This window comes from Ferruginibacter sp. SUN106 (assembly GCF_050611765.1).
Taxonomy (GTDB): domain Bacteria; phylum Bacteroidota; class Bacteroidia; order Chitinophagales; family Chitinophagaceae; genus Ferruginibacter.
Map to the genome: position 1 here is coordinate 757,618 of NZ_JBODJC010000002.1, position 12,605 is coordinate 770,222.

Consider the following 12,605-nt stretch of genomic DNA (forward strand, 5'->3'; position numbering starts at 1 on the left):
ATGAAAAAGTTATCATACATTATTCTTATAGCAGTTACAATTGCTGTAATTAATACAGGCTGCAAAAAAAAGTTTGACGAGTATGCCACCAACCCCAATAACCCACAAAGCGTGCCGGCTTATTTATTATTGAGACAAGTAGAAAATGACCTGCCGGTATTACCTGGTGGCGATGCCGATAAATTTTGCCAGTTCACACTTTCATCTTACACTTACTATGGCACTAACGAATACTGGACGGGTGCAGCAGGTTTAAATTACGGCACTTTAAGAAATGTTGTGGCCATGGAAAACGAAGCTGCAAAAGCATCCGGAGCCAATAATCCTTACAGTGCAATCGCCAAGTTTTTTAAAGCTTATTTCTTTACACAAATGAGTTTAAAGGTAGGCGACCTTCCTATGAGTGAGGCATTGAAAGGATTAGACAATCAAACACCAAAATACGATACACAAAAGGACATCTTTAAACAAAGCCTACAATTGCTGGAAGATGCCAATACACAAATGGCAGCATTAATTTCTGCGGCTAATAATTCTATACTGGGTGATTTTTTTTACAAAGAAAATACAGCTAATCCTAAAGATGGTTTACAAACATTAAGACAATGGCAGAAAGTAGTGAATACCTATAAGTTAAGATTGCTGATACATTTAAGTAAAAAAGAAACTGATGCTGATCTGAATATCAAACAAAAGTTCAGTGAAACTATAAGCAATCCTGCTAAATATCCGCTCATGAACGACATGAACGACAATTTAGAATATGTGTACAATGTTGCTTATAATAAATACCCCAACAATAAAGATAACTATGGTAACGACGCTTTACGTTTATGCGTTGCTGCTACCTGGTTAAATAATTTATCGGCATTAAATGACTTAAGGGCAATGAAAGTAGCCGACCCTGCAAGAGGGCTTGGTTTTTCTGATACTTCTTTTAAATCGTTTGTAGGAGCCAGTAACGGAGAAGATGTAGGTACAATGGGTGGAAAAGTGGTTGCAGGTTTATACTCTCCTATAGGGCGCAAAAGATATTATGATGGTTATACTGCCGAAAATACTTTTATTATCAGCTATCCTGAAATGTGTTTCAATATTGCTGAAGGTATTAACCGTGGCTGGGCAACCGGTAATGCAGAAGACTGGTATCAGAAAGGTATTAAAGCCATGTTTGGTTTTTACGGCATTGCTGATGGCAGCAATACAGTAAGTTTTTTAAAAACAGCGGCCCCGGGTGATTATATAAACTACAACATCAACTTTAGTTACACTGATTATTTTAGTCAGCCGGCTGTAAAGTATGCCGGTAATAATACTGCTGGTTTAAATCAAATATTACTGCAAAAATATTTAGCGTATGGCCGTAACTCGGGCTTTGAGGCTTATTATCAATGGCGAAGAACCGGGGTTCCGGCATTTTTAACCGGACCTGGTATTGGGAACAGTGGTGTTATTCCTTTGCGCTGGCAGTACCCGTCATCAGAATTATCTACCAATAAAGATAATTACACTAAGGCCGTTCAAAGCCAATACAGCGGCAATGACAATATCAATTCAAAAATGTGGATCATTCAATAGCCTTTACTTGTTTCGTTGCAATCACTCATCAATACAAAGTGCTGGAGTTTATTTAAACTCCAGCCACTATTTTAAAAACATCATTATGAAAATGGGTAAATATATTTCAATGCTATTGTTGTTGCTTACAATTACAATCAGCGTTACGGCACAATTAAAAACAGAAAATATTGTAATTGTGACATTAGATGGTATGCGCTGGCAGGAAGTTTTCAGTGGCGCAGATTCTGCCATTTTAAAAAACAAAAAATATACCAAGGACAGCAGTGGTACCAGCAAAGACTTCTGGATGGATGACGCATCAGAAAGAAGAAAAAAATTATTCCCTTTTTTATGGAGTACTGTTGCTGCCCAGGGGCAATTATATGGTAACCGTTGGGCAGGTAATAATGTAAACAATGCGAATCCCTACTGGTTCTCTTACCCGGGTTACAATGAAATATTTACCGGTTACCCTGATACTGCCGTAAACAGCAATGATAAAATATGGAATAAAAACACCAATGTACTGGAGTTTATTAATCAACAAAAAAAATACACAGGCAAAGTAGCTGCGTTTTCTACCTGGGATGTTTTTCCTTATATACTCAATACACAAAGAAGCGGCCTGTATGTAAATGCGGATGTGGATTCATTACATTTTTCATCGCCAACATTGCAGGTAATTAATGATATGCAGTTCTTAACTACCAGGCCCATTGGCGTAAGGCCTGATGTGTTTACTTATTTTGCTGCAAGAGAATACATGAAAGCGTATCAACCCAAAGCCTTATACATTGCTTTTGATGAAACGGATGATTTTGCACATGGTGGCGAATACGATCAATATTTAAAAAGCGCTCATGCTGAAGATGCGATGATTGCTGACCTGTGGAATTACATTCAATCATCCCCGCAATACAAAAACAAAACCACATTAATTATTACCTGCGATCATGGCCGTGGCGATAAACTAAAAGATAACTGGAGGCATCATGGCAGTAATATTGAAGATGCCGGGCAGATATGGATTGCTGCAATTGGCCCCGACACTAAATCACTAGGTGAAGTAAAAACAGCCAACACTTTATATCAAAAACAACTGGCGGCAACATTTGCAAAATTATTAGGATTCAATTTTACCGCAGCACATCCTATAGCAGATCCTATTGAAAGTATTTACAAAAACTAATACAATGGTTACCACTACTATTTTAGAAGCAGTAAATGAGATCATGTTCCTTTATGAACGTTACGGCACCGAAGATTATATTGGTGAACCGGTATCGCAGATTGAACATATGTGCCAGTGTGCACAGTTAGCAGAAGCAGCGGGTGCAGATGATGATGTGATACTGGCCGCATTTTTTCACGACATTGGCCACTTGTGTGAATTTGCTTATCCAGAAAAAAAAATCCAGCATATGGATAATGTAGGTGTGGTAGATCATGAAAATCTTGGTGCTGCCTATTTATTGAGTCTTGGTTTCTCTGAAAAAATTGCACGTTTGGTAAAAAGCCATGTGGCTGCAAAAAGATACCTCACTTACCATTATCCTGAATACTACAATCAATTATCTGAAGCCAGTAAAAAAACATTGGAATTCCAGGGCGGTATTATGACCGCAGATGAAGCAATAGCTTTTGAAGAAGATGATTTGTTTGACCAGTACATTGCTATCCGTCGCTGGGATGATCTTGCTAAAAAAACACAACAGTCTTTACCGGCATTATTTCATTACAAGCAAATGATGATTGAACATTTAGCAATACAAAACGATTAAAAATAAGCACATGATAAAGATGGTGGTATTTGATATGGCAGGCACAACTGTTGATGAAGATAATATTGTGTACAAAACATTGTTGAAAACCATTAACGATGCAGGTTATGATTTTTCTTTAGAGCAGGTTTTAGCAACGGGTGCAGGTAAAGAAAAATTAACCGCCATCAAAGATATCATTGCACTATCGGGCGCTATACCGCTAGAGCAATTAACCAATAAAATATACAGTGCATTTACTACTGAGCTTGCAGCAGCGTATGACAAGTTTGAACTGCAACCACAGCCGGGTGCAGAAACCCTGTTTAACGAGTTAAAGAAAAAAAATATTCTCGTGGTATTAAATACCGGGTATAATGAAATTACTGCCGGTTCAATTTTAGAAAAATTAGGCTGGAAAGTTGGTGTGCATATTGATGCCTTAATTACAGCAAGTGATGTTAGCAAGAACCGCCCTAAGCCTGATATGATATTACTGGCCATGCAGCAGTTTGATATTACAGATGGCAATGAAGTAATAAAAGTGGGCGACTCCATCATTGATATTGAAGAAGGAAAAAATGCTGGCTGCCATTTAAGTATCGGTATTACATCAGGTGCTCATAGTTATGAACAATTAGCATCGGCCAATCCTCATCATATCATCAATCATTTATCAGAGTTGTTGCCATTGCTCTAATCATACATTTATGCCAGCAACAATTTCATTACCCAATACCAACAGCAGCCGCAATTTGCTACACAAGTCGCCGGCAGTAATGGTACTTTGTATTTCATTGTATGCATTTGTAATTTATAGTTGCATGTATGGTTTCAGAAAACCTTATACGGTGGCTACCTACAGCAATATTTTTTTCCTGGGTATTTCTTATAAGGTTTGTTTAGTAATTGCACAGGTGCTGGGTTATATGTGCAGTAAGTTTTATGGTATCAGATTTATTTCGGGTATGAAGCCGGAACGAAGAGCTAACTACATTCTTTTATGCATTGGTATTGCCTGGGCATCGCTATTATTATTCGCCATTATTCCATCGCCTTATAATATTATCTGTATGTTTATAAACGGCCTTCCACTTGGCATGGTGTGGGGTTTGGTATTTGGTTTTATTGAAGGCAGAAGAACGACTGAACTTATTGGTGCAGTATTAGCCACCAGTTTTATTTTTGCGTCGGGCCTTGCAAAAACAGTTGGTAAATGGTTATTGCTGGATTTTAAATTTACAGAATGGTGGATGCCTTTTGCATCGGGAGCAATTTTTATTATTCCTCTATGCATCGGCGTAAAATTGTTGCAACAGGCTCCTGCACCCTCAGCTGATGATATTGCCCATCGCACTATCCGTAACCCGATGACGGCCGCCGAAAGAAAAGCATTTATCCTCAAATTTGGAATGGCATTGGTACCTGTTGTTTTTGCTTACGCCATATTTACAATTGTAAGAGATTTTTGCGAAGACTTTGCCAACGAATTATGGATAGAGACCGGCTATCAGAACAATGCCGGTATTTTTGCACAGACCAGTACCATTATTTCATTGATCGTTTTAGGAATTGTTGGTGGCTCCTTCCTGATAAAAAATAATTACAAAGCTTTCAGGGTTAGTCATTTTTTAGTAATGGCAGGGGTATTACTATCTGCAATAGCAACTTTTTGTTTTCATATTCATCTCATCACACCATTTATGTGGATGTTACTATCCACTACAGGCTTGTATTTAGCTTACCTCCCATTCAACTGTTTATATTTTGAAAGAATGCTGGCCACTTACAAAGTAAAGGGCAATATTGGTTTTGTAATGTACATCGCTGATGCTTTCGGGTACCTGGGAACGGTAGCTGTATTGTTGATAAAAGAATTCATTTCCATTAAATACAGCTGGATAAATTTTTTCTCTTTTCTATTTTACACAGCAGGGGCTATAGGCGTTGTTTTAATTATAGTCAGTTTAAGTACACACAGTAAATTATATAAAAGTATATGCAACAAAAATCTGCCATCGTAATTGGTGCCGGCATTGTAGGCCTGGCCACTGCAAGAGCGCTTAGTGAAAAAGGGTTTGCCGTAAAAGTATTTGACCGTAATGCACAGGCATCCGGTGCATCGGTAAGAAATTTTGGTATGGTATGGCCTATCGGGCAACCATCGGGTACTTTATATCATCGTGCTATGCGTAGCAGGCAAATATGGAAATCTGTTGCAGCAGAAGCCGGCATCTGGCACGAAGAAACCGGCAGCCTTCACCTTGCTTATAATGCAGAAGAATGGCAGGTTTTAAGAGAGTTGGAATTTGTTTTTAAAAAAGAAAAAAGAAATGTTACTCTTTTAGATAAAAATAAAATACTGGAAAAATACGAACATGTAAATGCAGAAAATTTGTTGGGCGGCTTGTACAGTGCCGATGAAATGCTGGTAGATCCCCGTGAAGCATTGGCAACTTTACCCGAATACCTGCAGGAAAAATACAGCGTGCAATTCAACTGGAACAAATGCGTAAGCTATGTTGCCGACCAAACTGTTTATGTTGGTAACGAAGAAGAGCATGAAGCGGATATTATTTTTGTATGCAGCGGTGCTGATTTTGAAACCTTGTACCCGGAAGAGTTTTCTAAATTACCATTGACCAAATGCAAACTGCAAATGCAACGCACTATTCCCATGCCTGAGAAATTCCGCATTAAGACGGCTATTTGCGGTGGTTTGTCTTTACTGCATTACAATAGTTTTAAAGCCGCTCCTTCCCTGCCCTTGCTACAAAAGAAAATGGCCACAGAAATGAAAGAGTATCTCGACCTGGGCATTCATGTGATGGCAGCACAAAATGGCAAAGGAGAAATTACCATTGGCGATTCTCATGAATATGGATTGCAGGTAGACCCATTTGACAGGGCTTATATCAATAAAATGATACTGGATTATTTAAAAACTTTTTTAAAGATCAATGGTAATGCTATTGCAGAAACCTGGCATGGTGTGTATCCTAAATTAACCAATGGCGATACCGAAATATTTTTTTCACCCGATCCCGGCGTATATATTCTTAATGGCGTTGGTGGTGCAGGTATGACATTATCTTTCGGCCTGGCCGAGGAGGTAGTAGAGCAACTCACCGTACATGCTTAAAAATATCCGGCCCGTTTTTATCCCCCCAATCAACCAATGAAACAAAGCGACTGTTTTGCAAAAAGCCTGAAATTATTTTCTGCTTTTTGCAAAACAAATAGTGCTGCAAAGCAGAGAAGAACTAATTTTACACATGGAAACTATACACTGAAAATAGTTATACCATGGACACGGAAATATTAGCAAGGATACAATTTGCTTTCACTATCGCTTTTCATTATATCTATCCCCCGTTAAGTATTGGCCTCGGTTTGATCTTAGTTATCATGGAGGGCATGTACCTTAAAACCGGCAATAAGCTGTATGAGCAGATGACCAGGTTCTGGATCAAGATCTTTGCGCTCATTTTTGGTATTGGGGTTGCTACCGGCATCATTATGGAATTTGAATTCGGTACCAACTGGGCTACCTATTCAAAATATGTTGGCGATATTTTTGGCAGCGCATTAGCAGCGGAGGGCATTTTTGCATTTGCATTAGAAAGCGGCTTCCTTGGCATTCTATTATTTGGCTGGAACAGGGTTGGCCCCAAAGTACATTTCTTCTCAACCATAATGGTTTTTTTAGGTTCATTATTTAGTGCGGTATGGATTGTTGTGGCTAACAGCTGGCAACAAACCCCTGCAGGTTTTCATATTGTTGGCGAAGGATTGCATGCAAGAGCAGAGATCACCGATTTCTGGGCCATGGTTTTTAATCCTTCAAGTGTAGACAGGTTGACCCATGCATGGATCGGTGCTTTTTTAGCCGGTGCATTTTTAGTGATCAGCGTTAATGCGTATTATATTTTAAAAAAGAAACACCTGGAGATTGCAAAACCTGCTTTTAAAATTGCATTGGTGGTGGCCACATTTTTTTCTTTAGCGCAATTATTCACCGGCAGTAAAAGTGCAGATGGTGTGGCAAAAAATCAACCGGCAAAACTGGCGGCCATGGAAGGGCATTACGATAGCAGTGCTGTAGCCGATATGTATTTGTTTGGCTGGGTGAATAATAAAACCCAAACTACAACCGGCGTTAAAATACCCGGCGGCCTCAGCTTTTTAATTCATAATGATTTTAAAACGCCTGTTACCGGATTAAATGCATTTAAGACCGAGGACAGGCCCACACAGGTGAATGCTATTTTCCAGGTGTACCATATAATGATCGCCATTGGCATTGGTTTAATACTGCTGACTTTGTACTCCTGCTGGCAATGGAAGAGAGGGAAATTATTTGATACAAAATGGTTGCTGATGGTGTTGGTATGGTCGGTATTGTTACCGCAGATCGGTAACCAGGTGGGGTGGTTTACTGCAGAAATGGGCCGCCAACCCTGGGTGGTGTATGGTTTATTAAGAACTTCTGATGCCTTATCCAAATCTGTTTCGGCCAACCAGGTTATTTTTTCATTGATCCTTTTTACTGTAGTGTATACCACACTGTTTGTTTTATTTATTTACCTGCTGAATAAAAAAATACAACACGGCCCTTATTACGAAGATGTAAAAGAACACATTGAGGAAGGCAGTAAAAGAGATAATCCATTACTGAGCAGGGAGGAAGATTAAATACAGGAACACGGATGACACGGATTAGACGGATTTAGAAGGATTTTATATAGATTATTTTAGTTCGGGAGTTTATGGAATTAAATAACTACTCTACAATTGGATTATCACAGATGATTCTGCTTTGCAGAATAAAAAATCCGTGTGCATTATTTTTGATTAATCATTTTTTATGGAAACATTTTTAGGATTGGATTATAATGTTTGGTGGTTCCTGGTTTTTGGTGCAGTGATTACCGGCTATGCAGTATTGGATGGCTTTGACCTGGGTGCCGGTGCTCTACATTTATTCTTAAAAAAAGAAACCAGCCGCAGGATTGCGCTCAACGCCATTGGCCCTGTGTGGGATGGCAATGAAGTATGGCTTGTAATTGGTGGTGGCGCATTATTTGCCGGTTTTCCTGTGGCATATGCTGCTATCTTCTCTGCCTTTTATGTACCCTTTATGATTTTTATGATCGGATTGATATGGCGTGCTGTTGCCATAGAATTCAGAAGTAAGGAACCGGGTGTAAAGTGGCGATTGATCTGGGATTTTATTTATTCTTTCGCCTGCATTGTAATTGCTTTATCACTAGGGCTGATGTTAGGCAATGTTGCATTGGGCTTACCACTTAATGCCGATCATGAATTTGCGGGTAACTGGTTATCCTTTTTTAACCCTTTCAGCATCATGGTGGCGGTAACCACACTTGCATTGTTTATGTTACATGGTGCTATTTATTTAGCTATGAAAACAGAGAACAGGCTGTACACCAAACTATCTTTATTAGCCAAGAGTTTCACCATTTTCTTTTTAGTAGCTTTTGGCATTACTACGCTGTATACTTTATTATACGTTCCTCATATGAGTGATACAATAAGAAGCAATCCCGGATATTTTATTTTACCATTAATTATGTTTTTATCTATTGCCAATATTCCGAGGCAGTTAAATAAAGGGAAATGGCGTTATGCATTTATCAGTTCATCCGTTACCATTGCTTCATTGCTGGCGATGGTAGCCCTGGAAGTTTTTCCTTATTTATTATTTGCCACTAACGATGTACATAACAGCATTACCATTGCCAATGGCGCTTCTTCGGTAAAAACAATGAAAACACTTTTACTGATAGCAGCCATCGGTACACCTTTAGTTGGCGTGTACACTGTTTTTGTTTTCTGGACCTTTAAAGGAAAAGTGAAGCTGGATGAAACGAGCTATTGATGCAAGCAAGCTGCAAGCTGCAAGTTACAAGCTGCAAGTTGCAAGCTACAAGGGATAAGCATTATAACTTATAGTGTTCAATAAAATTGAAAAAACTTTGAATTGGAGACTTACCCCCTTGCAGCTACTCCCCTTGAAGCTTTTCTCTTCCCCTTGCAGCTTTCTTTATTTATAATCTTCCCTCACCGGGTTAAACACATCAATCAATTTACAATCGGTAATAGCAGTAGCGCCGTGTTTTAAATTGGGTGCCACCGTTATAGCCATGCCGGCTTCTAAAATAAATTCTTCGCCCTCAATTATAAAAAGCATTTTTCCTTCTTCTACATAACTTACCTGCTCGTGTACATGAGAGTGTAGCGGTACGGTGTGGCCAGCCTTAGCATCTAACCAGCCAATACTTAAATTGTCGGCATGATAGTATTTTCCGGTAAAGCCGGGCACAATTTCTTTGGTTGTAATAGTATCAATAATAACAGACTGCATAGGTAAAAATGATTAAGAGTTGCAAGATAATGCTTTGGCATGGTAACAATTTGGTAACATTCGGTTAACAAGGGGTTAACTTATGTTAACTCTCTTTGCGGCATGAAAATTAAAGTTATGAGAAGCTTCATTGCAGTACTTGCATTCATCAGCCTGTCTTTTACCGCACTTGCACAAAAAGGGAAAATCGAAGGGAAGATCACTGATTCAAAATCAGGAAATCCTATATCCGGTATTTCGGTGGTAGTGAAAGAAACAGGAAAAGGTATTGCAACAGATATCGACGGCAGGTTTGTATTTAATGCAGAACCCGGAAAAAAATATACCCTTACCATCAGTTCTACCAATTATGAAAGCAAAGAAATCACTGATGTAGAAACCGGCAGTGATGGCATTGCTCATATTGATATAGCATTAACTGCAAAAACAAAAACCGGCGAAGAAGTGATAGTACGCTCCAGTTCGGCCAGGAAAGAAAGTACTAATGCCCTGATCAGTTTTCAAAAAAATACCAATACAGTTGCTTCAGTTATTTCTGCCGAAGCCATCAGGAGAAGCCCCGATAAAAATACCGGTGAAGTATTGAAACGTACACCAGGTGCCAGCTTACAGGATGGTAAATTTATTGTAGTTAGAGGATTGGCTGATCGTTACAACCAGGCCATGCTGAATGGTATTTTATTGACCAGTACAGAGCCCGACAGAAAAACTTTTTCTTTCGACCTTATTCCTGCATCAATGATTGATAATATTGTGATCAATAAAGCATTTGTACCGGAATATCCCGGCGAATGGGCAGGTGGTTTAATACAGGTAAATACAAAAGATATTCCTGCAAAAAATTTCTTTAATGTACAGATCGGAACAGGATTTAATTCCCAGACGGTTGGAAAAACTTTTTATAAAGACCAGGGTGGAAAAACGGATTGGTTAGGTTTTGATGATGGTACAAGAAACCTGCCTTCTTCCTACACAAGAAAAGCAGAATTTGATATTTTATCCCCGGCAGAAAAAACCGCTATCGGCAAGCAAATGCGTAATGCATGGAGCCCTACATCAATCAATGCGCCATTGAATGCTTCCTTCCAGGCTAATGGAGGTTTTACCACTAAAGTTGCCGGCAAAAAACTGGGTGGCATCTTCGGCATTACCTACAGCAAAACCAATAAGTACCTTAAATTATTAAACCGTTATAATGCTATTGATGCTATTACCAATGTGGTAAGTGTGGTTACCGATTATAATGATGATAAATACCAGCAGGATGTTAGTGTAGGCGCATTAGGGAGTGTGAGTTTATTGCTGAACCAGAAAAATAAAATCTCTGCCAAGGCCATTGTAAATGTAAATTCACCACAATCTGTATCTCTGCGTAATGGCGTAGATTATTCAAGAGGTGATCAATTAAAAGGTTCGGAATTTACTTTTAAAGAAAATACATTTTTTACAGGCCAGTTAGCCGGTGAGCACAGCATCAGTACACCACTTAAATTTAAATGGTACGGTGCATTTAATATTCTTGATGGTTATATTCCTGACCAGCGCAGGATACTGTATTCCAAAACATTGAATACACAAAATCCTTACAGCCTGGTATTATCCAACTCATTATCGCAACAAAGTGGCAGCAGGATCTACCAGAGTCTGAGTGATTATATTTATACAGCCGGTGGTGACCTGGCTTATAATTTCAAATGGTTGAAACAAAATCAAACCCTTAAAGGTGGTTACATGTTGCAGATAAAGGACCGTCTTTATGATGCGCAACTTTTTGCAAATTATTTACCAACAGATAATCCTGCTTTAAGAGCATTACCGGCAGACCAGGTATTTGCAGCAGCAAATTTTGGTAACGGTACCGATAATAAAATAGCATTTGATGCTATCAAGGGCAATACCTTCCGTTATCTTGCCAACACTATTTTAAATGCAGGTTTTATACAACTGGATAATCAACTGACCAAATCATTAAGAGTAGTATGGGGTGTAAGAGTAGAAAATTATGACCAGCTGGTAGGGAGCGTAAAGAAATGGGACCCACGCCATTCTTATTCAAAAGTAACCGATTTTTTACCCGGTGTAAATGCAACATTAAAACTGGATACCAAAAGCAACCTGAGGTTGTCTGGTTCGCAAACGATCATCCGCCCAGAGTTAAGAGAATTATCATCACTTAACTTATACGATTTTGAATTGAATGCTTCTGTATCCGGTAATCCTGAATTGAAAAGAACCAAGGTTACCAATTTTGATCTGCGTTACGAATTATATCCAAGGGCCGGTGAAGTATTTACTGCAGGTATTTTTTATAAAAACTTTGAAAACGCTATCGAACAATATTTCAATGGCTCTGGTGGTGGTGCCAGCAGCTTTACTTACCTGAATGCTAAAAAAGCAACTTCTTATGGTATTGAAGCTGAGTTGCGCAAAAAACTTGATTTTGCACATGCCTTAAAGAATTTCACTTTCCAGGCAAATGCTTCTTACATTAAAAGTAATGTAAAAGATGCTTCATTAAGCTTGGACAGATCTTTACAGGGACAATCGCCTTACCTCTTGAATTTTGGATTATTGTATGACCACGAAAAGTCTGGTTTCAATGCCACTGTTCTTTTCAACCAGATCGGTGAAAGAATTTACCTGGTGGGAGATATACAAGGCGGTGCACCGGATATTTACGAAGCACCTAGGCCGGTACTTGATCTGCAACTGGCTAAAAAAATAATTAAGAACAAAGGGGAATTAAGATTAAATATTGCTGACATCCTTAATCAAACCCAATATTTCTACCAGAATACCAGCAGCAAATTATCTTTTCAAAAAAGCAGCGATGCTTACAGGTTTACCAGGAAGAGTGGTACTAATTACAGCTTAACATTCAATTACTCATTATAAAA

At 38.8% G+C, this 12,605-nt stretch carries 10 protein-coding genes; 9 read left to right on the forward strand and 1 reads right to left on the reverse strand.

Annotated elements, in window-relative coordinates:
• From ACQ334_RS09165 to cydB, 8 genes are all read left to right on the forward strand, one after another.
• Entirely contained in the window at window positions 1–1,578 is a 1,578-nt protein-coding gene (locus tag ACQ334_RS09165) for a SusD/RagB family nutrient-binding outer membrane lipoprotein (protein ID WP_430987895.1), read from the forward strand.
• Between the two features lie 85 nt (window positions 1,579–1,663).
• Window positions 1,664–2,749: an alkaline phosphatase family protein gene (locus ACQ334_RS09170; protein ID WP_430987896.1), complete on the forward strand. Its 1,086-nt coding sequence runs from the start codon at window positions 1,664–1,666 to the stop codon at window positions 2,747–2,749.
• 4 nt (window positions 2,750–2,753) lie between these two features.
• A complete protein-coding gene (locus ACQ334_RS09175) occupies window positions 2,754–3,341 on the forward strand; it encodes an HD domain-containing protein (RefSeq protein ID WP_430987897.1) in 588 nt (195 codons plus the stop codon).
• Window positions 3,342–3,351: 10 nt separating this feature from the next.
• Window positions 3,352–4,020, forward strand: coding sequence for a phosphonatase-like hydrolase (locus ACQ334_RS09180; RefSeq protein ID WP_430987898.1), 669 nt, complete (start codon window positions 3,352–3,354; stop codon window positions 4,018–4,020).
• A gap of 10 nt (window positions 4,021–4,030) precedes the next feature.
• Window positions 4,031–5,344 carry a DUF5690 family protein gene (locus tag ACQ334_RS09185; protein ID WP_430987899.1) on the forward strand — a complete coding sequence of 438 codons (1,314 nt, stop codon included), beginning with the start codon at window positions 4,031–4,033 and terminating at the stop codon, window positions 5,342–5,344.
• Window positions 5,320–6,462: a TIGR03364 family FAD-dependent oxidoreductase gene (locus ACQ334_RS09190; RefSeq protein WP_430987900.1), complete on the forward strand. Its 1,143-nt coding sequence runs from the start codon at window positions 5,320–5,322 to the stop codon at window positions 6,460–6,462. The genes ACQ334_RS09185 and ACQ334_RS09190 overlap by 25 nt, the downstream gene beginning before the upstream one ends.
• 164 nt (window positions 6,463–6,626) lie before the next feature.
• Complete coding sequence (locus ACQ334_RS09195) at window positions 6,627–8,015, forward strand: cytochrome ubiquinol oxidase subunit I (protein ID WP_430987901.1); 1,389 nt, start codon at window positions 6,627–6,629, stop codon at window positions 8,013–8,015.
• A gap of 172 nt (window positions 8,016–8,187) precedes the next feature.
• Entirely contained in the window at window positions 8,188–9,222 is a 1,035-nt protein-coding gene (gene cydB, locus ACQ334_RS09200; protein ID WP_430987902.1) for a cytochrome d ubiquinol oxidase subunit II, read from the forward strand.
• A gap of 165 nt (window positions 9,223–9,387) precedes the next feature.
• On the opposite strand, the gene ACQ334_RS09205 is transcribed toward cydB, so the two are convergent.
• On the reverse strand, window positions 9,388–9,708 hold the full coding sequence (locus ACQ334_RS09205; RefSeq protein ID WP_430987903.1) for a cupin domain-containing protein: 321 nt from the start codon (window positions 9,706–9,708) through the stop codon (window positions 9,388–9,390).
• 117 nt (window positions 9,709–9,825) lie between these two features.
• Between ACQ334_RS09205 and ACQ334_RS09210 the strand changes: the two genes are divergently transcribed.
• Window positions 9,826–12,603: a TonB-dependent receptor domain-containing protein gene (locus ACQ334_RS09210; RefSeq protein WP_430987904.1), complete on the forward strand. Its 2,778-nt coding sequence runs from the start codon at window positions 9,826–9,828 to the stop codon at window positions 12,601–12,603.
• The last annotated feature ends 2 nt before the right edge of the window (window positions 12,604–12,605 follow it).